Origin of the sequence: Thiobacillus sp. (assembly GCF_013693775.1) — a bacterium.
In the GTDB taxonomy this organism is placed as follows: domain Bacteria; phylum Pseudomonadota; class Gammaproteobacteria; order Burkholderiales; family Thiobacillaceae; genus Thiobacillus.
Map to the genome: position 1 here is coordinate 2319461 of NZ_CP059257.1, position 23576 is coordinate 2343036.

Below are 23576 nucleotides of genomic sequence, written 5' to 3' on the forward strand. Positions count from 1 at the left end.
TCATCAGGCGCAATTGGCCTTCGGCCTCGCCCCCAGCGGAGACTGCCGCGCCAGCGCGGCCATCGTCAGGCCGGGGCGGGTCGTGAGCAGTTGCAGGACATAGGGACGGGCGACCAGCTTCTCGGCCGGCGTGATCGCACGGAAGCTGTTGATCGCCGCCCGCAGGGCGCTGCGTTCGCGCTCATAGGTGGCCGTGTCCCGGGTCATGCCGGCAATCAGGTATTGCGTGCCGTTGAACACCACGACCGCCACCACCACCGGCTTGCCCTGCTGGGCGCCCGCGGCAAATGCGGCCGGGAAACCGCCCAGGTGACCGGTATCATAGCGCGCGCCCGCATCCAGCTTGACCCCTTTCTGCGCGGTCTCCAGCGGATTGTCGTTCTTCGGTCCCTGTACCAGCTCGACCAGGGCATCGCCCTGGGGGCTGGTCGCCACGACCCGGTCAGGTCGGTTCCGCACCCGCCAGTCCGGCGGAAACTGGATCGCCATGCCGAGTTTTTCATGCAGCAGGGCATTGTCGCGGATCACGCCCTGATCGGGACTGTCGCCGAAATAAAGTCCCGGCAGCTTCTGCAGATAGTCGTTGCGGCCTTCGCGTGGTTGGGACACGCGGTATTTGTTCGCCTCGGCCACCACCTGCCCGAGGCGTGCATCGTTACGGGGATGCGTATCGAAGATTCCGTGATAGGTGGCTTGCGGCAGGCGCCCGCTGCGGGCGGCCTGTTCGGCGGAATACCGTTCCTGGTTTTTCAGCACGCCGATGACGTCGATCATCGCCTGCGGGTCGTAGCCGGTTTTCGCCAGATACGCTGCACCGAGCCGATCCGCTTCCAGCTCGTGCTCACGGCCATAACCGGCGGTCCAGGCTTGCGCCAGCGTTTGCAGCAGAGCGGAACCCGCCTGATTACCCAGTTCCGGGACCAGAATCGAGCCCAGCGCCGCACCGGGACCCGCCACGGTGGGCGCGCTTTGCAGACGTATACCGTGGCGTGCGGTGACATGGCCGATCTCGTGGCCGACCACACCCGCCAGCTCGGCTTCGGAATTCAGGTACGCCAACAGCCCGCGCGTAATGTAGACATAACCGCCGGGCAGCGAAAAAGCATTGACCTCGGGACTGTCGACCACGGTGAAATGCCATGACAGGCCCGGGCGTTCGCTCTGTTTTGCCAGTCGCTGGCCCACTTCGTTGACGTACGCCTGCAGCGCGGGATTATCCAGGGCCGCGTATTCCTTCAACACCGCCAGGTTGGCCTGGGCGCCCATCTGGATTTCCTGCTGTTCGGACATCGACACGAAATCCCGGTCCCCGTTGACCGGATTTTGCGCGCAACTGGCCAGCGCCAGCGCGCCTAAAGCGGTCACTGCGATACGGCGAAATACTCGGGACGTCACATCTGCCTCTTTCTCGGGATGGCGCGCACGAAATGATACCGTCGTCGTGCCGCAAAATGCAAAAAGCGGCCGAAGCCGCTTTGGATTGCATACGCAGTTTCGCGCAGGCCTGCTTACTTCATGCCGTAACGCTGGCGGAATTTCTCGACACGTCCGGCGGTATCGACGATCTTCTGCTTGCCGGTATAGAACGGATGGCAGGACGAGCAGACTTCGACGTGCAGCTTGTCCTTGCCCAGCGTGGAGCGGGTGACGAACGTGCTGCCGCACGAGCAGGTGACGGCGACTTCTTTGTAATTGGGGTGAATGCCGGCTTTCATGGCAATTCCTTCGGGTTGAATTCGGAGAACGGGAGAGTATAACGGAGCGACACCCGGCGCGCAAGCGATGGGCACCGCTCGCCGAAGGGCGCGCAGTTCTCCGATAACGTCAGCCGCGCCGCATCGAATCGAAGAACTCGTTGTTGTTCTTCGTCGCGCGGATCTTGTCGAGCAGGAATTCCATCGCCTCCATGTCGTCCATCGGGTACAGCAGCTTCCTGAGCACCCACACCTNTTGCAGGATGTCATGCGGCATCAGGAGCTCCTCGCGGCGGGTGCCGGAGCGGTTGACGTTGATCGCCGGATACTGGCGCTTCTCGGCCATCTTGCGGTCGAGGTGGATTTCCAGGTTGCCGGTGCCCTTGAATTCCTCGTAGATCACGTCGTCCATGCGGCTGCCGGTGTCGACCAGCGTGGTGGCGAGGATGGTAAGGCTGCCGCCTTCCTCGATGTTGCGCGCCGCACCGAAGAAGCGCTTGGGCTTCTGCAGCGCGTTGGCGTCGACGCCGCCGGTGAGTACCTTGCCGGAGGCCGGCTGCACGGTGTTGTAAGCACGGGCCAGACGGGTGATCGAATCGAGCAGGATCACCACGTCCTTCTTGTGCTCGACCAGACGCTTGGCGCGCTCGATCACCATTTCGGCCACTTGCACATGCCGGCTGGCGGGTTCGTCAAAGGTCGATGCCACGACCTCGCCGCGCACGGTGCGGCTCATTTCAGTCACTTCTTCCGGACGCTCGTCGATCAGCAGCACGAACAGCACGACGTCGGGATGGTTGGACGTGATGGCGTGCGCGATGTGCTGCAGCATCACCGTCTTGCCGGATTTCGGCGGCGCCACCAGGAGGCCGCGCTGGCCCTTACCGATCGGCGCGACGATGTCGATCACGCGGCTGGTGATGTTTTCCTCGGCCTTGATGTCGCGCTCCAGCTTGAGCGGCTTGTCCGGGTGCAGCGGCGTAAGGTTCTCGAACAGGATCTTGTTCTTGCTGGCTTCGGGCGGCTCGCCGTTGATCAGGTCAAGCTTGGTCATCGCCGAATAGCGCTCGCCGTCCTTCGGCGTACGGATCTCGCCTTCGATCTTGTCGCCGGTATGCAGGTTGAAGCGGCGGATCTGCGACGGCGACACGTAGATGTCGTCGGTGTTGGCGAGGTACGAGGACTCCGGCGATCTCAGGAACCCGAAACCGTCCGGCAGCACTTCCAGCACACCGTCGCCGTAGATGCTCTCGCCGCGCTTGGCCAGGGTTTTCAGGATGGTGAAGATCAGTTCCTGCTTGCGAAAACGGTTGGCGTTGTCGATACCGTTGGCGGCGGCAAGCTCGAGAAGCTCGGTAATGGGTTTCTGCTTGAGTTCGGAAAGATGCATGGGATGGGCCTGGGTGGGCTCGCTTGAAAGAGCCGGACGTGAGGGAGAAGCGAAGCCGGACGGTACTGCGAAGCGGCGGCGCGTCGATGCGCCGTCCGGTTGAAACGTATTAGATATTGCTGTCGACGAAGGCGGTGAGTTGCGATTTGGACAGGGCGCCGACCTTGGTGGCTTCGACATTGCCGTTCTTGAAGATCATCAGGGTGGGGATGCCACGAATGCCGAACTTGGGCGGGGTGGCCTGGTTTTCGTCGATATTGAGCTTGCACACCTTGAGCTTGCCGGAATATTCCTTGGCGACTTCGTCCAGAATCGGCGAGATCATCTTGCAGGGGCCGCACCAGTCCGCCCAGTAATCCACCAGCACGGGCACACCGGCCTGCAGGACTTCCTGTTCGAAAGAATCGTCGGATATGTAATGAACATGCTCGCTCATCGGTGAAGCTCCTAGTTTAGAAGTAGGGGTAGCCGGATACGGCCTGGGCAGTTTGGGAAGATGGTAATGCTGGAAAATTCGGTTTTGTGCCGATATGCTACATCAAAATTGCCGCCTGCAAGCATCCGGGCATTTATCAACTCATCAGGGTAATTACGAATGACATACGTTGTAGCCGACGCCTGCGTGAAGTGCAAATATACCGATTGTGTCGATGTCTGTCCGGTCGACTGCTTCCACGAAGGCCCCAACTTCCTCGTCATCGACCCGGAGGAATGCATCGACTGCACCCTGTGCGTAGCCGAATGCCCGGTCGAAGCCATTTTCGCCGAAGACGACGTTCCGGACGATCAACGCGCCTACATCGCGCTCAACGCCGACCTTGCCAAGGTGTGGAAAGTCATCATCGAGAAGAAGGATCCGCTGCCCGACGCCGACGAATGGGCCGGCGTCAGGACAAGCGCCAGTACCTGGAGCGCTGACGCGCTTGGAAACCCTGGGCGGTCCGGCACTGCCGCACGCCGTCGCCCGCCACCTGCTCGACCGGCATGCCGACCGCCTGCCCGATCTCTCCGGTCTGACGGTACTCGTCCCCAATCATCGTGCCGGGCTCGATCTGGCCCGCGCGCTGGCACAGGGCGCGGGCCGACCCGTTCTGATCCCGCCGCACCTCACCCCGCTGAAAAGCTGGGCCGAAAGCACCCTGAAGAGTACAAGCCTGGCTGACGGTCACGCCGAGCCGCAGGCGCGAAGGTTGGCACGGCTGCACGGTGTGCTTCGGCACCAGGATTGGCTAGGGGCAGTCGATAAGTGGGCGCTCGCTAATGAACTCCTGCTACTGGCCGACGAACTATCTGCCGCGCGGCTGGGCGACGCCATTGGATCGCGTATTCGCGCACTGCATGGGGAGCTCTCGACCGGGAAACTGCGCTGATCGAGGGCGTGTGGCAGGCGCTCAATACCGACGGCAGCGATCCGCAGGCGCGCTATGCACGTGCACTCGACACGCTGTTCGAACAGCTTCGCGCCGCGCCCCGGCCAGTCTATGGCTACGCGCTCGGCATGCTCACCGCCGTCGAACAAGGGTTTCTCGCGCGCTGTGCCGAGCATGTTCCGCTCACGCTGTTCGAACAGGACACCGGCGATGACGTGGCCTTCGCCCTGCGGCAGGCCTGGCAGGAGACCGCGCCGCCGCTGCGCGAGCGCGCCGCCCTGCTGGCACAGCACTGCCCCGCCTCGCCGCTGCAGGCCCGCATCACGCTCAGCCCGGCGCCGCACCTCGAAGCCGAGGCGCGCGCTGTTGCCACCTGGGTGGCCGGCCAGCTGCAGGCCGGCCGGCGTGGCATCGCGCTGATCGCGCTCGACCGCGAAACCGCGCGCCGGGTGCGTGCGCTGCTCGAGCGCATGAATGTGCTGGTGGCCGACGAGACCGGCTGGACGCTATCGACCACGGCCGCCGCCGCCGTGATCGACCGCTGGCTGGAATGCGTGGCGAGCGACTTTCCGCACGTCGAACTGCTGGACCTGCTGAAATCGCCGTTCGTGCTGGGCGAACCCAGCGCGCGCCAAGATCAGGTACTCGCGTTCGAACTGGCACTGCGCCGGCACGGGGTATCGCAAGGCATGGTCGACATGCAGCGACTGGCGCACCGCGAGTTCGCCGCACTTCCCGTCTGGCTGGCTGCACTGGCCGACGCCCGGCAAGGCTTTGTCCAGACCCGCGCCCCGCTGGCGGTCTGGCTCACCCGCCTCGTCGACAGCCTGGGCAAGCTGGAGGCCACCGCATCCCTCAAGGCCGACGCCGCCGGTACCCGCGTGCTCGACACGCTCGACACCCTGCGCCGCGACCTGGCGGACGACGGCGAAAAATACGGCTTCGGCGAATGGCGGCGCTGGCTCAATCTGGCACTGGAGTCGGAAAGCTTCATCGACGCCAGCGTGGCCAGTCCCATCGTGCTGACCTCGCTGCCCGCCGCGCGCGGCCGTCTTTTCGACGCGGTGGCGGTGATCGGCGCCGACGCTCGTCACCTGCCTGCCCACCCCACCCCGGGCCTGTTCAGCCAGGTCACCCGCACGCAGCTCGGCCTGTCCACCCCGGCCGACGAGGCGCGCGCCGCCACCGCCGATCTGATGGCGTTGCTGACGCAGGGGCCTGCCCTGCTGAGCTGGCAGGCCTGGAACAACGACGAGCCCAATCCCGCTTCCTCGCTGGTGCTGCGGTTGCAGGCCCTGCACCAGGCCGCATGGGGCACGGCCCTGCCGACACAACCCATCGGCGTGCCGCCTGCCCAATCCAGTCCGCTGCCCGGCGCATCCGCGCAACCTGCGCCGACGGTCTCGGCCGCGCAGCTGCCGCGCCATTATTCACCTACCGCCTACCAAACCCTGCTCGATTGCCCCTACCGGTTTTTGCGCGCAGCGTGCTCGGCATCCGCGAACTCGACGAAGCCGACGAGACGCTCGACAAGAGCGATTACGGCAACGCGCTGCATCGCATCCTCAAGGCCTTTCATGACAGCCGCCCGCCGCTTGAACGCGACGCCGCGCTGGCCCGGCTGAATGCGGTTTCGGCCGCCGAATTCGCCGCGCTGCCCGCATGGACCGCCGCCGCCTGGCGCAGCAAATGGGAAAAATCCAGCCGGCCTACCTCGATGCCTGGCTGGCCCACGCGTCCGCTGGCTGGCGCTACGAATCCGGCGAAACCGATTTCGCGGTGCCGTACCCCATTGCCGGACTCGGCGAAGTCACCCTGCACGGTCGCGTCGACCGCGTCGATGCAAAAGACGACACCCGCTACGTGATCGACTACAAGACCAGCGCCGCGCAGAGCCTCAGGAAAAACTCAAGGCGCCGGACGAAGCCGTGCAGCTGCCGTTCTACGCCTGGCTGTGCGAAGCCGCTGCCGCCTACCTGCCGATCAACGAAGTGCCCGTCGCACCGCTCGAACTGGACGGCGAAACCGATGTCGAGGCCATCAGCCGCCGCCTGCCCGACCTGCTCGAAGCCATCGCCGCAGGCGCCAGGCTTCCCGCCCATGGCATCGACGGCGTATGCGCATACTGCGAAGCGCGCGGGCTGTGCCGCAAGGGAATGTGGCATGAATAAGCCGCTGGATAACGCCATTGCCCTGTCCCCCGCCCGCTCGGCGGTGGTGGAAGCCTGCGCCGGCAGCGGCAAGACCTGGCTGCTGGTGTCGCGCATGCTGCGTCTGCTGCTGGCCGGCGCGGCGCCGTCGGAACTGCTGGCGATCACCTTCACGCGCAAGGCGGCGCAGGAGATGACCGATCGGCTGCATGAATGGCTGCGCGTGCTGGCACTGGCGGATGACGCGACGGTGCGCGAATTTCTGCGCNNGCGCGCAGTGCCGGACACCGAGATCGACGCGATCCTACCGCGTGCGCGCGGCCTGCTGGAAGCCGTGCTGACTGCGCAGCCAGGGCCGACGGTGACGACCTTTCACGGCTGGTTTCTTGATCTCTTGAAACGCGCGCCGCTGGAAGCCGGCTTGCCATGGGGCGCGCCGCTGCTGGAACGCGAAAGCCAGCTGCTGAACGAAGTGCGCGATCGCCAGTTCAACCGCTGGGCCGCCGCCCCGGACACCGCCGAAGGCGCCGCGCTGCTGGCGCTGCTGGCCGACATCGGCGAGCACAACCTGCGCTCGCTGTTGAAGCATTTCGTCCAGGCGCGCGCGGAGTGGTGGGCCTATACCGACGGTGCGGCCGATCCAGTGAGCCATGCGCTGGAACAGTTGCGGCCGCTGTTGCACGCCGACCTGGACAGCGATCCCGTATCGGCGTTCTGGGCCGATGAATCAATGGCAGCCCGTGTGAAGCGGGTCGGCCTTGCGCTGGAAAAAGGCAGCAAGAGCGAACAGGCGCGCGCGCCGGAAATCCGGCGCAGCCTGGATCTGCCGCCCGACGACGCGCATGCCGCGCTGATGAAGCACCTGATGACGGCAGGCAAGCGGCGCAAGAAGCAGGCGACCAGGGAACTCGAAAAAGCGCTCGGGGTGGATTTCGACACGTATCTGCGTGACCTCGACACGCTGGAAACCGCGCTCGAAACCCTGACCGCGATCCAGACCGACATTCGCATCTGGGTCCTCAATCGCCACGGTTTGCTGCTCGGTCACGCGCTGATCGCGGCCTATCAGGAGGCCAAGTCGCAGCAGGGCGTGATCGACTTTGCCGATGCCGAATGGCAGGCCTGCCGCCTCCTTGCCAGCGAGGAGCACGCGCCGGCGCTGGCGCTGAAGCTGGACGCACGCTACCGGCACCTTCTGCTCGACGAATTCCAGGACACCAATCCGCTGCAGTGGCAGGCGCTGTCGACCTGGCTGCTTGAGGCACACGGCGCCGACAACGGCATGACCGTCTTCATGGTGGGCGACCCCAAGCAGGCGATCTACCGCTTCCGACGCGGCGAGGCACGGGTGTTCGACGCGGCGGCGGATTTTCTGGCCGCGCATTTCGACGCCACCCGCTTCAGCACCGACATGACGCGCCGGCTGGCGCCGTCGGTGGTGGCCGCGATCAACCCGGTTTTCGCCGACGTGGCAGGATTTGCCGCCCACACCTACGCGCCAGAAAACGCCGACCGCCCGGGCGCGCTGCGCAGCCTGCCGGTACAGGCGGAGAAAACCGAAGCCGCCATGGCCGATGGCCTGCTCCACACGGTGGCTCCGATCCACTACGCGGCCTCCGGCCACGTGTGGGGTCGACTGCGCAACCCGCTCACCACTCCGCAGCCGGAAGTCGACGACCGCGCCGTGCACGAGGAAGCACGGCAGTTTGCACAGGTATTGCGCGACGAGGTGCTGGGTCGCTGGGGCGTGATGGATGGCGGAAGCCCACGTGCGGCACGCCCGGGCGACGTCATGGCGCTGGTCAGGAAACGTACGCACCTGCACCTGTACGAACGCGAACTGGAAACGGCGCGCATCCCATTCATCACCTCACGCCGCGGCGGCCTACTGCATGCGCTGGAAGCGCGGGATGTGGTCGCGCTGCTCGAAACGCTGCTATTGCCTCACGCCGACCTGAAGCTGGCGCACGTGCTGAAAAGTCCGGTGTTCGGCTGCAGCGACGAGGACCTGCTGCGGGTGTTCGCGCCGCGACCGCCGGACGAAACACGCGGCTGGGAGCGGCTGGCCACCCTGATCCATCAGCCCGGCTGTCCACCCACCCTGGCACGCGCCGCGTCTCTGCTCGGTCGCTGGCGAGCGCATTGCGGCACATTGCCGGTACACGACCTGCTCGACCGCATCTATTTCGAAGGTGACCTCGAAGCGCGCTATGCCGACGCCGTGCCAGAGGCGATGCGGCCGCAGGTCGCCGCCAACCTGCGCGCCTTCATGCAACTGGCGCTGACGCAGGACGCAGGACGCTACCCCACGCTGGCCGGCTTCATCCGCGAACTCGCCAGCCTGGTCGACGATGCCGACGCTGCACCCGGCGAAGGCCTGGCCGCCGACGGCGAGAATGCGGTTCGCCTGCTGACTATCCACGGTGCCAAGGGGCTGGAAGCGCCCATCGTCTGGCTGCTGGGCGGCAGCGACCACCAGAAAGGCACGAGCTACGCCGTGCTGGCGCCATGGCCTCCCGAAGCATCGCGGCCGGTGCANTTTTCCCTGTTCGGCAGGCAGGAGGAGCGCGGCGCATGCCGCGAAGCCTGGTTCGAGGAAGAAGCCGGGCTGGCCCAGCGCGAATCCGACAATTTGCTGTATGTCGCACTCACCCGCGCCGAACAGGCGCTGGTCGTAAGCGGAGACGCGGAGAAAAACGCCTGGCTGCAGCGCGTCGATGCTGCGTGGCGGAACCTGGGCCTGCCGGCCGACTTGCCNCCCACAACCGCCCGGGTGGTGGATCGCCTCCTNGCCGCCACCCCCATCGACGCCCCGGCAATCGGGCAGCGCGTCGGCACGCCGGTGACGAACCCGGCCGCGGCAAGCGGCGAACTCTTTCACGCCTGCCTGGAACACTATGCGCCACCCGGAACTCCGCGCGACCTGGCGGCGCTGGCGACGCGTCTGGGACTCGAAAACCGGCTGGACACCATCGAATCCGCCGCCCGCACACTGCTGGCGCAGCCGCATCTGGCGCGNTTNTTCGACCCCGCGCAGTATCGGCGCGCGTACAACGAACTGGCGCTGCTCGATAGCCACGGCTGCTTGCAGCGGCTCGACCGTGTGGTGGAACGCGACGATTCGGTGTGGCTGATCGACTATAAAACCGGCGATGACAGCCTCACGCTGTCCGACGCCGAGCTGGCCGAGCGCCACCATCCACAACTGGCGGGATATCGCACCTTGCTGGCGGCACTGTATCCCGGCAAGCCCCTCCATACCGCCTTGCTGCTGGCCGACGGACGGCTGGTCGAACTGAACAGCGTATAAATACAGCCCTGCTTCACTGTTATTAGGACCGCAACCTTGACCGACAAGCCTTTTTCCGAATCCTGCGTACAAAACCGCGACCCCATTCTGGCGATATTGCGCACGCTGTTCGCCGATCGCCGGCATGTGCTCGAAATCGGCAGCGGCACCGGCCAGCATGCCGTGTATTTCGGGGCCGCCCTGCCGCATCTTATCTGGCAGACCGCCGATGTGCCGCAGCATCACTCCGGCATCCAGGCCTGGCTTGAAGAGGCCGCACTGCCCAATGTGTTGCCGCCGCTGGCACTTGACGTCAACGACACCGCCTGGAGCAGTGGCCACTATGACGCGGTGTTTTCCGCCAACACCCTGCACATCATGGGCTGGCCCGAGGTGGAAAGATTCTTCGCGGGCGTGGGCGCAGTGCTGGGAGCCGGCGGCATCCTGGCGGTATACGGCCCGTTCAACTATGGCGGCCGCTACACGTCGGAAAGCAATGCCCGCTTTGACGCCTGGCTGAAGGCACGCGACCCGGCTTCGGGCGTACGCGATTTCGAGGCGGTGGATGCATTGGCGCGTTCGCAGGGTCTGCTTCTGCAGCAGGACATCGCCATGCCGGCCAACAATCGCACACTGGTGTGGCGCATGGCGGACTGAATTCCGCTTTGCCTTGCGAGGCACTTTGCTATAACACAACCATTAAGAAGCTGGTTGGGGAACTTGAATGCGCATCGCCGAATTGATCCAGCGCTGGGGCCAGGAGGGGCATGCGCACCCGGATGCGCGTACCTATACGGTTCACTTGCCATTGCGTGATGCCGCCCGCGTCGAAGCGCTGCACGTGATGTATCCCGACTGCAGCGACTCCCAACTGATAGCCGACCTGATCCGGGCCGCCCTCGACGAACTCGAGGTTGCCATGCCCTACATACCGGGCAACCGCATCATTGCCGAAGACGACTATGGCGATCCGATCTATGAGGATCTTGGTCCCACCCCGCAGTTCTATTCGCTGTCGCATGAGATCCTGCGCAAGTTGGCCGCGCCGCCCATGGACAAGTAGCTGTCGAATTAATTTACATATCGCGCTGCGCCGCGTTGGCCCAAACAAGCCAGCGTCTTGTTTCTTATGGTGTTTATTTCCTGGCACGACGATTGCTGTCCTTCCTCTTACAACAACCCTGACTGCGAATACCATGTATCTCGGCCCGGCTTTTCTCTTCGCAGCATTTGCCAGTCTGTTTTATGTTCCCGGCTTTCTGGACATGCCACTGGGAATGCTTACTTCGCGTCAGCTCATCTCGGAATTGCTGTTTCTCGTCTTTGCGCTAATTGCGCTGGCCGCGCTGGCACGCTCGATCGAGCTCGACCCCGTGTGGCCATGGCGGCCGGGGTTCCGCCGCCTGCTGAACGTACTGCTGGGGCGCGCGCAGTAAGACCCAGCCATCTATTTGCCGCAAGCCGGCATAAAATAGCGGCTTTCCGTTCTACCGTGCCGCCATGCCCGTCAACCTTACCGCTCCCGACCCTGCCTCACTGCTGCCCGTTGCCGGTGTGCGGCTCGGCATCGCCTCCGCCGGCATCAAGAAGCCGGGGCGGCGCGATATCACGCTGATCGAGCTCGCTGCCGGCAGCCAGGTCGCCGGCGTGTTCACGCAAAATCGCTTCTGTGCCGCACCGGTCACGCTGTGCAAGCAGCATCTGGCGACGGGAAACATCCGTGCGCTGGTGATCAACACCGGCAACGCCAACGCCGGGACCGGCGAGGAAGGCCTCGCGCGGGCTCGCCAGACCTGCGACGCCGTGGCACAACTGATGGGGTGCGCCACCGATAACGTGCTGCCATTTTCCACCGGCGTCATCCTGGAACCGCTGCCGGTCGACAAGATCCTGCCGGCCCTGCCAGCCGCGCAGGCCGACCTTGCGCCAAATCACTGGAGCGATGCCGCGCACGCGATCATGACCACCGACATCGTCGCCAAAGGCGCCTCGCGCCAGATATCGATCGGCGGCAAGGCAGTAACAGTGACGGGCATCGCCAAGGGGTCCGGCATGATCCACCCCAACATGGCGACCATGCTGGGCTTTGTCGCGACCGACGCAGCGATCGCCGCGTCCCTGATGCAACAGTTGGTCAAAGAAGTGGCCGACGTGTCGTTCAACTGCGTCACTGTCGACGGCGACACCTCCACGAATGACAGCTTCATCCTCATCGCCTCCGGCCAGGCCGGCAACGCCGAAATCGCCGACGCCTCCGGCGCCGATTACGCCGCGCTGAAGGCGGCATTGAGCGAGGTCGCCATCGAGCTCGCGCAGGCCATGGCGCGCGACGGCGAAGGCGCGACCAAGTTCATGACCATCGCCGTCGAGGGAGGACGCGACCGCGCCGAGTGCAAGCAGATCGCCTATGCCATCGCACGCTCGCCCCTGGTGAAGACCGCCTTCTTCGCCAGCGACCCCAACCTCGGCCGCATCCTCGCCGCCATCGGTTATGCCGGCGTGACGGATCTCGACGTCAATGCACTGAAGGTCTGGCTCGGCGACGTGCTGGTGGCGGAACATGGCGGCCGCGCTACCAGCTACACCGAGGCGCAGGGTGCGGCGGTGATGCGGGAAGCCGAGATCACCGTGCGCGTCGCGCTGAATCGCGGCACTGTGAATGCCACCGTATGGACCTGCGACTTCTCCTACGATTACGTGAAAATCAACGCGGAGTACCGCACCTGATGCCATGAGCGTCCAGCTGACCGTCGAGCAGACCGCCTTTCTGCAAGGCCCCTTGTCGATGAACGTCGGTGCGGTGGGCCGCGACGGTTGGCCATGCGTGTGTCGGGCACAGGGCGTGATGGTGGCGCGCGACCGGCGCGCGCTGACGGTATTGCTGTCGGCCAGCCGCGGGCGTGCAGTGATCGACGCAGTCGACGCGGGAAGCGGGATCACACTGGTGGTCAGCCGCCCATCCACCCATGCCACCCTGCAACTCAAGGCGTCCGCGGCCACGCGCGCGACCACTGGCGCGGCCCAGCGCGCCTGCAGCGCACGCTGTGTGGCAGCATTCGCCGACGAACTGAAAGGGCTGGGCTACGGCGCAGGGCTGGAACAGGCACTGGCCGCGCTCCTGCCCACGGATGACCTGGTGGCGCTGCGCTTCGCGCCGGAAATCGTGTTCGACCAGACGCCCGGACCCGACGCCGGGCGCGTGCTGGCGCGCACATGAAGATCTCGCTCGAATCGCTGCGGCCCTGCCTCGACGGCGCGATTCCAGCCGTCGTCGCCACCAGCGCCCAGGACGGCACGCCGAATGTGGCCTATGCCTCGCAGGTGCATTTCGTCGACGCCGAACACGTGGCACTGTCCTATCAATTCTTCAGCAAGACACGCGAGAACGTGCTCGCGCATCCTTATGCACAGGTGCAGGTGGTCGAACCCGGCAGCTTCCGCCACTTCCGCCTCAAGCTACATTACATGCGTACCGAAACCGAAGGTCCGCTGTTCGAATACATGAAGGCGCAGCTCGCCGGCATCGCGGCACAGACCCACATGGACAAGGTGTTCGTGCTGCGCGGTGCGGACATCTACCGGGTGCTCGACATCGAATCCGTCGATCCCCATATCCCACCCCCGCCGCCGCCATCCGATGCGCTGCTGAGCCTGCGGCGCACGCTCGACCGCCTGGGCGACACGACCGATCTGTCGGATCTGGCCGACCGCGGACTCGCCGCACTGACCGCCGGCTTCGGCATCCGCCACGCGCTGCTGCTGATGCTGGACGAGGCCGGCGCCGCACTCTATACACTGGGAAGCCTGGGCTACCCGGATTCAGGGATCGGCGCGGAAGTGAAAGTCGGCGAAGGCCTCATCGGGGTCGCTGCACGCGAACGGATTCCCATCCGCATCAACTACCGCACGGGCGACTACGCGTACCAGACGGCGATGCGCGCAACGCATGCGACCGAGCCGCGTATCCCGCTGCCGGTGCTGGCCAATCCGCACAGCCGGATCGCCGTCCCCCTCATTCACGGCGGCCGCCTCCTAGGCGTGCTCTACGCCGAAAGCGAACACGATGCCTTCTTCAGTCATGCCGACGAGGATGCACTGGTCGTCTACGCCCGCCACCTTGCCGCGCTGGTCGCGCAGGCCGCGTGCGAGCCGGACGACACCGAGCCCGCGCATGACGAACCCGCGACGCGCCCCACCGGTACGCCACTGGCAGTGCGCTACTTCGCCGCCGACCACAGTGTCTTCATCGACAACGACTACCTTATCAAAGGCGTAGCCGGCAGCATCCTGTGGACGCTGCTCAACGAACACGCCCGCAACGGTCGCCGTGATTTCTGCAACCGCGAGCTGCGGCGCGACCCGCGCCTGCCGCTGCCCGACTTCGGCGACAATCTGGAGACGCGCCTGATTTTGCTGCAACGCCGCCTCGCCGAACGCTGCCCGACGATCGCACTGGANAAAACCGGTCGCGGCCGCTTCCGACTGAACATCGGCCGACCGCTGCAACTCAGCGCCTGATCCTTCGTCAGGACACCGCGAGCACCTCGCGGCCGACCGCGACCCCTCTCAGCATGCCCCGCACCGCCTCCACCACGGCTTCGGCGGTCGGCAGGGCGGCTTGTTCCAGCACCCACGAGGATGCGCCGGGCGCATCCGGACCGGTCAGCCGCACAACCGGCGCACGCAGGACCTCGAACGCCCGGGTGACCGCCAATGCAGCCAGTTCCGCCGCCATGCCGCAGAGGCCGCTGGCTTCGGTAACGACGACAAGCCGTCCGGTCTTGCGCAGCGAGCGCAGTACCGTCGTTTCATCGAGTGGCTTCAGCGTGCGTAGATCGATCACCTCGGCCGCGATGCCTTGCGCCTGCAACTGCTCGGCAGCCTGCAGGCACACCCCGACCGTCTTGGCATAGCTCACCAGCGTCACGTCGGCACCGACGCGGCGCACGGCAGCCAGCCCCAGCGGGACGACATGGTCGGCTACATCGGGCACCTCGCCCTCCTGATGCAGCAGGGCAAGATCGGTGAAAAACACGACCGGGTTGTCGTCGCGGATGGCTGCCTTGAGCAGGCCCTTGAAGTCCGCCGCGGTCGACGGCATCACCACTTTCAGCCCCGGCGCATGCGCGAACATCGCTTCCAGGTTGTGGTTGTGCTGCGCGCCGACGCACCAGCCACTGCCGGTCATGCTCATCGCCACCAACGGAAATTCGAACTGTCCGCCCGACAGGTAGCGCAGCTTGCCGGCGCTGTTGACCAGCGCGTCCATTGCATAGGCGAGAAAAGGCGCGAACAGCAGGTCGACCACCGGCCGCAGGCCGCTCGCGGCCGCTCCCACTGCGGTGCCGGCGATAATGGCCTCGGCCAGCGGGGTATTGCGCACACGTGCCGCACCAAAATCCTGCACCAGGTCAGGGCGCTTGGTCGCCACGCCTTCGCCCATCAGGAGCACACGTTCGTCACGCTGCATTTCCTCGGCAAGCGCCTGATGGATCGCCTGTTCAGTCGTCATTCGGGTCATGAGCGGGCTCCTTGCTCGGCATACACATGATGGGTAAGCGTGCGCGGGTCGGGCCACGCGCTTGCCTGGGCGAAGCGTGCCGCGGCCTCGATACGCGCCGCGACCCGGTCGCGCAACTGCACCAGATCCGCCGCGTCGAGGGTGCCCAGTGCGAGCAGTCGATCCGCCTGCCCTTGCAAGGGATCGCGCGCCTGCCAACGCGCCAGTTCGTCAGCGTCGACATAGGCCTGATCGTCGGGTTCGAAGTGCCCGCGCAATCGGTAGGTCACGAGCTCCAGGAAACGCGGCTGCCCATCCGCACGGATCGCCGCGACCGCATCGCGTGCGGCCGCATGCACCGCCTCGACGTCATTGCCGTCGACTGTCGCAACCGGCAGCCCGTGGCCTGCCGCCCAGTCGGCGATCGCATTGTCGGGCATGGTCTCGCGGCGGTGCACGAAAGCCTGCCAGTCGTTGTTCTCGCACACGAACAGCAGCGGCAACTGCCATTGCACAGCGAGGTTGAGCGCCTCGTGGAAAATACCTTCGCAGGCTGCGCCGTCGCCGAAGAACACCGCAACGATCCCGCCCGATTCGCCCTGCCCCATCTTCTGCGCAAGGGCGACGCCGGGCGCCATCGACAGCTCGCCGCCGACGATGGTCGAAGTGAGCACCACGCCGAGCGCCTTCGCCGAAATGTGCAGGCTGCCGCTGCGGCCTCCGCAGTACCCGTCGACGCGACCCAGCACTTCGGCCATCAGGCGGCCGGGGTCGGCACCGCGGGCGATCAGGTGCGCCGCGCTGCGGTGATTCGTGAGAATGCGGTCGCGCGACTCCAGTGCGCCGACCACACCGACGGCGCAGGCTTCCTGGCCGACACTGGTGCAGGTGCCGGNGGCGCCGCCGCGCTGGAATTCGACGAGCTTCTCTTCACAGGCACGGATCAGCAGCATGGCTTCCAGCCTGCGGAGAGCGTCGGTCATTCCGGCCGCACTCATTGAGCCACCTGCACCGGCAGATTTTTCGGCGTCAGATCGAGATAGGGCGTGGCCACCTGACCGCCCGGCGGCACATAGGCCGGCGCCGCCTGACCCTTTGCGCCGAGGCTGCGCACGTAACGGTAGATCGCCTTGAGGTCGGCATCGCTCATGGCCCGCAGCGAAGGGGCCGGCATCGGCGGCCGCATCGGCTGACGCACCCGTTTCAGCCAAGTTGTCTCGTCCATCTGCTGGACCAGCTGACGCAGATTGGCTGGGTAGGTCGTCCCCACGGCCCATGCCAGCCCATCGCGTCGCCGGTCAGCCATTCGGATTCCGCCACCTGCCCGTCTTTCTGCATGTAGCCCGGGGTATGGCAATCGTTGCATCCGGATGTCTGGATCAGATAACGGCCATGGCGGATTTCGGCGTCACCCCCTGGGCCCAGGCTGCAAGGGAAACGAGACTGGCGAGCAGCGCCCCTGCGATTTTCATTGGTGTGTTCATGTTCGCTCCTTCCTGGTTCGCCGGCTGCGCATGCATCCGGACGGAAGGGAGCTTAGGCGGGTTGCAGAACGCGCGTTGATAAGTCTTTGCTAGCGGAAACCTAAATTTTCCTAAGCCAGCGGCTAGAATCTGCGGATGACCGATCTCGCCACCCTCCTTCCCCGCATCGAGCGGCTGCTCGACCGCCTCGACAGTTCTGCCGCTGCCCACGGCCTCGACTGGAAAACCGTCCGCGCCGCGCGCTGGGCCGCGCAGACGGGCGAACTCAAACCGATTCTGCACCCGCAACGGGTGGCGCTGAAGGATCTGCTGGCGATCGACGAGCAGAAGCAGCGGATCGACGCCAACACGCGCCAGTTCGTCACCGGCAAGCCCGCCAACAACGTGCTGCTGACCGGCGCGCGCGGCTGCGGCAAATCCTCGCTGGTGAAGGCCGTGCATGCCAAGTACGCGCCCAAGGGGCTGCGCCTGATCGAGGTGGACAAGGCCGGCTTGCCCCATCTCCCCGATCTGTTCGACCTGCTGGCGGATGCCGATTACCGCTTCATCGTCTTCATCGACGATCTCAGCTTTGCCGAGCACGAACCGGGTTACGCCAGCCTCAAGGCGGCGCTCGACGGCTCGCTGGCCGGCCCATCGGACAATGTGCTGATCTACGCCACCAGCAATCGCCGCCACCTGATGCCGGAATACATGGCGGAAAACCTGGAGACCCGCCACCTCGGCGGCGAGGTGCATCCGGGCGAGGCGACCGAGGAAAAGATCTCGTTGTCCGACCGCTTCGGGTTGTGGGTACCGTTTCACAGCATGGACCAGGACACCTATCTCGCCATCGCACGGCACTGGACGGAGACGCTGGGTGCGCCCGCCGACGACGGCTTCGAACGCGCCGCGCTGCAATGGTCACTCGGCCGCGGCGCTCGCAACGGCAGGGTGGCGTGGCAGTTTGCGCGGGATTGGGCCGGGAAGCAGTGAATCCGATCACCGAAGTCGCCGCAGCGGTGCTGACCCAGCCCGACGGCCGTGTGCTGCTGGCGCAGCGGCCGCCCGGCAAGCCCTACGCAGGCTACTGGGAATTCCCCGGCGGCAAGGTGGAGCCGGGCGAGTCGCTGGGCGCGGCGCTCGCCCGCGAACTGCACGAGGAACTGGGCATCGTCGTCACCCGTACCTGTCGCTGGATCACACGCGTATTCGAATACCCCCACGCCACTGTGCGGCTGAACTTNTTCCGCGTGTTCGAATGGCAGGGTACGCCGCATCCGCACGAGGGACAGGTGTTTTCCTGGCAGTTGCCCGACGCGGTTGAGGTGACGCCGCTGCTGCCGGCCAATTTCCCGATCGTGAAGGCGCTCTCGCTGCCCGCGGTGCTGGGGATTTCGCACGCCGAGTCGCTCGGCGTGGACTCGTTCCTGGCCCGCCTGGATGTAGCACTGCACAACGGCCTGCGGCTGATCCAGCTGCGCGACAAGACGCTGCCTGAAGAGACGCGCCTGAAATTGGCGCGCGAGACCGTGCGCCGCGCCCATCTGCAGGGTGCGCGCGTGCTGGTCAACGGTCCACTGGAATTGGCGCGCGCCGCAGGGGCCGACGGCATTCATCTCGATTCGTCCGCCGCCGCGCGGCTGACGGCGCGGCCCGACTGCGAATGGGTTGGCGTGTCGTGCCACGACGGTGCCGAACTGGTGCAAGCTGCCGCGCTCGGTGCCGATTTCGCGCTGCTGTCGCCGGTATTGCCCACGCTGACGCACCCGGGTGCCGCCACGCTAGGCTGGGACGCTTTCTCGACACTCGCCGCGGCCAGCCCCATTCCGGTATACGGACTGGGCGGACTGGGGCGCGAGGACGTGGCATTGGCGCAGTCGCACGGCGCCCACGGCGTGGCGCTGCTGCGCGGGGCATGGACATGAAGCGGGTGCTGCGCCAAGACCGCCCGCAGGGCGAGTACCCTGAGGGGCATAAACACCCTGAAGGGCATGAACGTCTGGCGGCGTACCCCATGCGGGTGCTGGTGCCCCTGCTGTTGATCGTCGTGCTGGCAGCGATCGCGGTGGCGGGCTACTGGCTGAATCGCCCGGCCAAAGCGCAGGCTGTCGCATGTGCCGATCCGGTGGCGGGCTGTCGCTTCACCCACCACGGCGCCACGGTCACGGCGTATTTTTCGGCTCATCCCAAACCGCTGGAAGCGTTCCGGTTCAGCGTCAACGCGCCCGGAGCGTCGCGAGTGAGCGCCGAGTTCCAGATGAACGGCATGGAAATGGGATTCAACCGCTATGACCTGCACCCGTCCGACAGCGGCACGTTTGTTTCAAGCGTGACGTTGCCGGTATGTGTCAGCGGACGACGCGACTGGACCCTGACCCTCGAGATTGACGGGGTACATTACGCGCTGCCCTTCAGTACGCGCTGAAACCTTCCGTACATGTAAGCGTCATAATACGCAGCCTATAATGAAAAGTGGATTATTGAGGGGTCAACACGATGCCAACTGAACACACCTATAAACAGTTTGACGCCGAGCTGGAAGCCGTGCGCGCCAACGTGTTGAAAATNGGNGGGCTGGTCGAGGAACAGATCACCAACGCCATCGAGGCGCTCATCCAGGGCAACATGAAGCTGGCCGACCAGGTGGACGCCAACGATCACAACGTCAATGCGCTGGAAGTGGCCATCGACGAGGACTGCACCCACATCATCGCGCGCCGCCAGCCGACGGCCTCCGACCTGCGCATGGTGATGATGGTGGTCAAGACCATCACCGATCTGGAACGCATCGGCGACGAAGCGGCGAAGATCGCGCGCATGGCCAGGCTGATCCATCAGGCCGAGCGCATCAGCCTGCCGCGCTTCTCCGAAGTCAAATACATGGCCGACCTGGTGCTCGACATGCTCCGCAAGGCACTCGACGGCTTTGCCCGCCTGGACGCCACCAAAGCGGTCGAGATTGCACGGCAGGACCAGTCGGTGGACGAGGAATTCCGCCTCAACCTGCGTCATCTCATCACGTTCATGATGGAAGACCCGCGTACCATTTCGGTGTTCATCGACATCCTGTTCGTCACCAAGGCGATCGAACGCATGGGCGACCACGCGAAGAACATGTCGGAATACGTGGTCTACATGGTGAAGGGCAAGGACGTGCGCCACACGTCGCTGGAAGAGATCGAGAAGGAAGTGCTGTAGCCCGGGAACATGCGCCGGACAAAAACGGGCGCCGAAGCGCCCGTTTTGCTATGCGACAATCCCTTATTTGCTGGGCGGCACATACCCTGCCGCGGCATCGACATTGCCACCGCCGAAGAAGTAGCGCTCCATCTGTTCCATCAAATAGCCGCGCGCCTGCGGGTCGGCCAGGTTGAGGCGGTTCTCGTTGATCAGCATGGTCTGGTGGCGCTGCCAGCCGCTCCAGGCTTCCTTCGACACGTTCTCGAAAATCTTCTTGCCCAACTCGCCCGGCACCGGCTGGAAGGCCAGACCTTCGGCTTCACGTCCGAGCTTCACACAATTCACCATCCGCGTCATTTGCTGCTCCTGAAAATTCAATCGCTCGATTTTAACCCAAGCCGCTTCTCGATACGCCGGGCAAACACCGTCATTTCCTTGGCCGCCTGCTTGTCTCCACGCCCCTCTGCCACCGCGATGCCCTGCTGGTAGGCCGCCAGGGCTTCGTTCCAGGCTTCGGCGTCGGTCAGGGCCTTGCCCAGCAGTTTCCAGGCGGCGGAATACTTCGGATCGAATTCAACCGCGCGGCGCAGATGCTCGGCGGCACTCGATGCATTCCCCTGTTTGAGGTATTCGTTACCGAGCGAAAAGCGCAGCAAGGCGTTGTCGCGGCCGCTGGCCAGCATGGCGAGGAAGTTTTCCAACGGTTCAGGCACGCCAGAAAGCTCGGGTAAAGACGACAAGCACGGTAAGCAACTCCAAACGTCCCAGCAACATGGCAATCGTACAGATCCAGGTCTGGAAATCGGTCAAGCCTGCAAAGGTGGAGGCAGGCCCGACCTGGTTCAACCCGGGCCCGGTGTTATTGATCGAGGCCACCACGGCAGAGAACGCGCTGATGAACTCCAGCCCGCTGAGTGCCATCAACAGCGTCATGATAATGATGGCGAACACATAAAGAAATGCAAACGCCAGCACTGCGTAGATCACATTGTTGGGCACCACCTGTCCGGCCAGCTTGACGGGCAATCGGGCCGCCGGGTGCACGAGGCGGGTCAGTTCGCGCCGCCCCTGCCTGAATAGCAGCTGGGCGCGCACCATTTTCATGCCGCCGCCGGTACTGCCCGAGCAGGACGCAANAGAGGACAGAAGCAGCATACAGAGCGGGGCGAAAATCGGCCATTTGTTGTAGTCGGTATTGGCAAAGCCGGTCGTCGTGGCGATCGAGACGGTATTGAAAACAGCGAAACGAAGCGCCTGGAAAANACTGGGATAGACGTGCATGACGGTCAGGTAGATCGCGATCACCACTGCGCTGCCCAGCGTCGCGATCAGGAACCAGCGCACCTCGGGATCGAGCCGGTAGGCCGCCAGCGAGCGGTGTCGCCACGCGAGGAAATGCGTGGAGAAATTGATTCCGGCCACCAGCATGAACACCACCGCCACCACCTCGATGGCCGGCGAGTTCCAGTAGCTGAAACCGGCATCGTGCGAAGAAAACCNCCNCATCCCCATGGTGGAAAACGTGTGCATGACGGCATCGAACGGCGTCATCCCTGCCGCCCAGTACGACAGCCCGCACGCGATCGAAATACCGACGTAGACCAGATACAGGCCCTTGGCTGTTTCGGTAATGCGCGGCGTGAGCTTGGTGTCCTTCATCGGACCCGGCGTTTCGGCCTTGTAGATCTGCATGCCCCNCACGCCCAGCANGGGCAGGATGGCAACGGCCAGCACGATCAAGCCCATGCCCCNCAACCAGACCAGCAGGCCACGCCACAGATTGATGGAAANGGGCAAGGCATCCAGGCCGGTCAGGATCGTCGCGCCCGTCGTGGTGATGCCCGATACCGTTTCGAAATAGGCGTCGGTAAACGAAAGGTGGGGCAGGTAGATCAGCAAGGGCAAGGTAGCGAAGGCCGGCAGGCTGGTCCACGCCAGCAGCACCAGCAGAAAGCCGTCCCGGGTCTGCAGCTCGCGTTGCGATTTCCGGGTAAAGAGCCAGGTGAGCGCCCCGGCGACGAACGTGACGATGATGGCATCATCATAGGCGCGCTGCGCCCCGTCGGCCACCAGCCAGGACAGCGTCAACGGCAGCAGAAAGGTGGCCGAGAACAGCATCACCACCTTGGACAGCACGTTCAGAACGGGGGCAATGCGGGACATCAGAAGAAACCGAAACCGACCTGGAGCAGTTTTTCCACCTTGGGAATGATGCGTTTGTTGAGCGCAAACACGATGAGATGGTCTTCCGCTTCGATCAGCGTGTCGTGGTGGGCGATGATGACGTCGTTGTTGCGGATGATCGCGGCAATCGTCGCGCCGTCGGGCAGGTCGATCTCTTCAATGCGCCGGCCCACGACGCGCGAGGTCTTGGCATCGCCGTGCACCGCCACCTCCAGCACTTCGGCCGCACCGCGCCGCAGCGAATGCACCGCCACCATGTCACCGCGCCGGATCTTGGACAGCAGAGGCCCGACCGTCGCCTGCGCCGGCGAGATGGCGATGTCGATTTCGCCGCCCTGCACCAGGTCGACATAGGCCGACCGGTTGATCAGTGCGATCACGCGGTGCGCGCCCATCCGCTTGGCCAGCAGCGCGGACATGATATTGTCCTCGTCGTCGTTGGTGAGCGCGCAAAACACGTCCATGGACGCGATGTTTTCCTGCTCCAGCAGTTCCTCGTCGGTCGCGTCGCCCTGCAGCACCAGCGTATGGTGGAGCTGCTCGGCCAGCAGGTTGCTGACCTTCTTGTTATGGTCGATCACCTTGACGTCGTAATCGCGTTCGATCTGCGCCGCCAGCCGCCGTCCGATATTGCCGCCGCCGGCGATCATGACCTTCTTGACCCGGCGTTCCATGCGGCGGAGTTCGCGCATGACGGAGGGAATATCCTGCTTGCGCGCCAGGAAGAACACCTCGTCGCCCGGCTCGATCACCGTGATCCCCTTGGGCACGATGCCGTGGTCACGCCGGTAAATGGCCGGAATACGGCATTCCAGATCCGGCATATGGCGCTTGATCTCCTGCAGCTCGTGCCCCACCAGCGGACCGCCGTGGTATGAGCGCACCGCGATCAGGCGCACCTTGCCGTCGGCAAAGTCGAGCACCTGCAACGCTTCCGGATGCTCGATCAGCCGCCTCAGGGTGTCGGTCACCTCCTGCTCCGGGCTGATGACGTCATCGACGCCGAATTGCTCGGCCAGAAAACCCGGCTCCAGACCCAGGAAATCATTCGAACGGATACGCGCAATACGCGTGGGGACATTGAACAGTGTGGATGCGATGCGGCATGCCACGAGGTTGGTTTCGTCGCTTTGTGTGACCGCGACCAGCATGTCGGCATCTTCGGCGCCGGCCTGTTTCAACACCGAAGGATGCGCCGCATGGCCACGCACGGTGCGCAGGTCGAAGCGGTCCTGCAACAGCGTCAGGCGGCTGGTATCGAGGTCGATGACCGTGATGTCGTTGTTTTCGGCGACCAGACTCTCGGCCAGATTGGCCCCGACCTGGCCTGCGCCCAGAATGATGATCTTCAAG

At 64.7% G+C, this 23576-nt stretch carries 24 protein-coding genes and 3 pseudogenes; 16 read left to right on the forward strand and 11 right to left on the reverse strand.

From position 1 onward, the window contains the following. Window positions 1-3 precede the first annotated feature (3 nt). The 4 genes from HZY77_RS11465 to trxA all read right to left on the reverse strand — a co-directional run bounded on the left by HZY77_RS11465 (window position 4) and on the right by trxA (window position 3520). Window positions 4-1365, reverse strand: a complete 1362-nt coding sequence (locus HZY77_RS11465; RefSeq protein WP_296814851.1) for a M48 family metalloprotease — start codon at window positions 1363-1365, stop codon at window positions 4-6. 143 nt (window positions 1366-1508) lie between these two features. Continuing rightward, entirely contained in the window at window positions 1509-1715 is a 207-nt protein-coding gene (gene rpmE / locus HZY77_RS11470; protein ID WP_018509257.1) for a 50S ribosomal protein L31, read from the reverse strand. Window positions 1716-1824: 109 nt separating this feature from the next. Beyond that, window positions 1825-3084: a transcription termination factor Rho gene (gene rho / locus HZY77_RS11475; protein WP_296814853.1), complete on the reverse strand. Its 1260-nt coding sequence runs from the start codon at window positions 3082-3084 to the stop codon at window positions 1825-1827. A 109-nt stretch (window positions 3085-3193) separates the two neighbouring features. Beyond that, window positions 3194-3520: a thioredoxin TrxA gene (gene trxA / locus HZY77_RS11480; RefSeq protein ID WP_018076670.1), complete on the reverse strand. Its 327-nt coding sequence runs from the start codon at window positions 3518-3520 to the stop codon at window positions 3194-3196. Between the two features lie 159 nt (window positions 3521-3679). Between trxA and fdxA the strand changes: the two are divergent. From fdxA to HZY77_RS11535, 12 genes and pseudogenes are all read left to right on the forward strand, one after another. Further along, window positions 3680-3976, forward strand: a pseudogene (gene fdxA, locus HZY77_RS11485) (ferredoxin FdxA); the annotation flags it as partial. Between the two features lie 31 nt (window positions 3977-4007). Then, window positions 4008-4454 carry a hypothetical protein gene (locus HZY77_RS11490; RefSeq protein ID WP_296820961.1) on the forward strand — a complete coding sequence of 149 codons (447 nt, stop codon included), beginning with the start codon at window positions 4008-4010 and terminating at the stop codon, window positions 4452-4454. Between the two features lie 1309 nt (window positions 4455-5763). Continuing rightward, a pseudogene (locus HZY77_RS11495) lies at window positions 5764-6057 on the forward strand (hypothetical protein); the annotation flags it as partial. Window positions 6058-6143: 86 nt separating this feature from the next. Next, a pseudogene (locus HZY77_RS17850) lies at window positions 6144-6290 on the forward strand (hypothetical protein); the annotation flags it as partial. 92 nt (window positions 6291-6382) lie between these two features. After that, window positions 6383-6625: a PD-(D/E)XK nuclease family protein gene (locus HZY77_RS17855; protein ID WP_363154633.1), complete on the forward strand. Its 243-nt coding sequence runs from the start codon at window positions 6383-6385 to the stop codon at window positions 6623-6625. After that, window positions 6618-9914 (forward strand): UvrD-helicase domain-containing protein, encoded by a 3297-nt coding sequence (locus HZY77_RS11505; RefSeq protein ID WP_296814855.1) that lies wholly within the window; start codon window positions 6618-6620, stop codon window positions 9912-9914. Before HZY77_RS17855 ends, HZY77_RS11505 begins: the two co-directional genes overlap by 8 nt. A gap of 36 nt (window positions 9915-9950) precedes the next feature. Continuing rightward, window positions 9951-10550 (forward strand): DUF938 domain-containing protein, encoded by a 600-nt coding sequence (locus tag HZY77_RS11510; protein ID WP_296814857.1) that lies wholly within the window; start codon window positions 9951-9953, stop codon window positions 10548-10550. Window positions 10551-10617: 67 nt separating this feature from the next. Beyond that, on the forward strand, window positions 10618-10956 hold the full coding sequence (locus tag HZY77_RS11515; protein WP_296631238.1) for a type 1 pili tip component: 339 nt from the start codon (window positions 10618-10620) through the stop codon (window positions 10954-10956). Between the two features lie 214 nt (window positions 10957-11170). Continuing rightward, window positions 11171-11329: a hypothetical protein gene (locus HZY77_RS11520; protein WP_245539322.1), complete on the forward strand. Its 159-nt coding sequence runs from the start codon at window positions 11171-11173 to the stop codon at window positions 11327-11329. A 64-nt stretch (window positions 11330-11393) separates the two neighbouring features. Beyond that, a complete protein-coding gene (gene argJ, locus HZY77_RS11525; protein ID WP_296814859.1) occupies window positions 11394-12620 on the forward strand; it encodes a bifunctional glutamate N-acetyltransferase/amino-acid acetyltransferase ArgJ in 1227 nt (408 codons plus the stop codon). Between the two features lie 4 nt (window positions 12621-12624). Next, window positions 12625-13110: a hypothetical protein gene (locus tag HZY77_RS11530; RefSeq protein ID WP_296814862.1), complete on the forward strand. Its 486-nt coding sequence runs from the start codon at window positions 12625-12627 to the stop codon at window positions 13108-13110. Then, window positions 13107-14411 (forward strand): GAF domain-containing protein, encoded by a 1305-nt coding sequence (locus HZY77_RS11535; RefSeq protein ID WP_296814864.1) that lies wholly within the window; start codon window positions 13107-13109, stop codon window positions 14409-14411. The genes HZY77_RS11530 and HZY77_RS11535 overlap by 4 nt, the downstream gene beginning before the upstream one ends. Before the next feature lie 7 nt (window positions 14412-14418). Here the strand turns inward: HZY77_RS11535 and HZY77_RS11540 are convergent, their stop codons facing one another. From HZY77_RS11540 to HZY77_RS11550, 3 genes are all read right to left on the reverse strand, one after another. Beyond that, window positions 14419-15414 (reverse strand): pyruvate dehydrogenase complex E1 component subunit beta, encoded by a 996-nt coding sequence (locus tag HZY77_RS11540; protein ID WP_296814867.1) that lies wholly within the window; start codon window positions 15412-15414, stop codon window positions 14419-14421. Beyond that, a complete protein-coding gene (locus HZY77_RS11545; RefSeq protein ID WP_296814870.1) occupies window positions 15411-16376 on the reverse strand; it encodes a thiamine pyrophosphate-dependent dehydrogenase E1 component subunit alpha in 966 nt (321 codons plus the stop codon). The genes HZY77_RS11540 and HZY77_RS11545 overlap by 4 nt, the downstream gene beginning before the upstream one ends. Window positions 16377-16387: 11 nt before the next feature. Further along, window positions 16388-16699 carry a hypothetical protein gene (locus HZY77_RS11550; RefSeq protein WP_296814872.1) on the reverse strand — a complete coding sequence of 104 codons (312 nt, stop codon included), beginning with the start codon at window positions 16697-16699 and terminating at the stop codon, window positions 16388-16390. A gap of 313 nt (window positions 16700-17012) precedes the next feature. Here HZY77_RS11550 and HZY77_RS11555 point away from each other — a divergent pair, with 313 nt between their 5' ends. From HZY77_RS11555 to phoU, 4 genes are all read left to right on the forward strand, one after another. Beyond that, window positions 17013-17852: an ATP-binding protein gene (locus tag HZY77_RS11555; RefSeq protein WP_296814874.1), complete on the forward strand. Its 840-nt coding sequence runs from the start codon at window positions 17013-17015 to the stop codon at window positions 17850-17852. Then, on the forward strand, window positions 17849-18784 hold the full coding sequence (locus HZY77_RS11560; protein WP_296814876.1) for a Nudix family hydrolase: 936 nt from the start codon (window positions 17849-17851) through the stop codon (window positions 18782-18784). Before HZY77_RS11555 ends, HZY77_RS11560 begins: the two co-directional genes overlap by 4 nt. Further along, on the forward strand, window positions 18775-19284 hold the full coding sequence (locus tag HZY77_RS11565) for a hypothetical protein (protein WP_296814879.1): 510 nt from the start codon (window positions 18775-18777) through the stop codon (window positions 19282-19284). The genes HZY77_RS11560 and HZY77_RS11565 overlap by 10 nt, the downstream gene beginning before the upstream one ends. A 71-nt stretch (window positions 19285-19355) precedes the next feature. Continuing rightward, window positions 19356-20057: a phosphate signaling complex protein PhoU gene (phoU, locus tag HZY77_RS11570; protein ID WP_296814882.1), complete on the forward strand. Its 702-nt coding sequence runs from the start codon at window positions 19356-19358 to the stop codon at window positions 20055-20057. A gap of 63 nt (window positions 20058-20120) precedes the next feature. On the opposite strand, the gene HZY77_RS11575 is transcribed toward phoU, so the two are convergent. The 4 genes from HZY77_RS11575 to trkA all read right to left on the reverse strand — a co-directional run bounded on the left by HZY77_RS11575 (window position 20121) and on the right by trkA (window position 23575). Then, window positions 20121-20396 (reverse strand): oxidative damage protection protein, encoded by a 276-nt coding sequence (locus HZY77_RS11575; protein ID WP_296659044.1) that lies wholly within the window; start codon window positions 20394-20396, stop codon window positions 20121-20123. Between the two features lie 17 nt (window positions 20397-20413). Further along, window positions 20414-20752: a tetratricopeptide repeat protein gene (locus tag HZY77_RS11580; protein ID WP_296659042.1), complete on the reverse strand. Its 339-nt coding sequence runs from the start codon at window positions 20750-20752 to the stop codon at window positions 20414-20416. After that, complete coding sequence (locus HZY77_RS11585) at window positions 20745-22202, reverse strand: potassium transporter TrkG (RefSeq protein WP_296814884.1); 1458 nt, start codon at window positions 22200-22202, stop codon at window positions 20745-20747. Before HZY77_RS11585 ends, HZY77_RS11580 begins: the two co-directional genes overlap by 8 nt. Next, window positions 22202-23575 (reverse strand): Trk system potassium transporter TrkA, encoded by a 1374-nt coding sequence (gene trkA / locus HZY77_RS11590; protein WP_296814887.1) that lies wholly within the window; start codon window positions 23573-23575, stop codon window positions 22202-22204. The genes HZY77_RS11585 and trkA overlap by 1 nt, the downstream gene beginning before the upstream one ends. Window position 23576 lies beyond the last annotated feature (1 nt).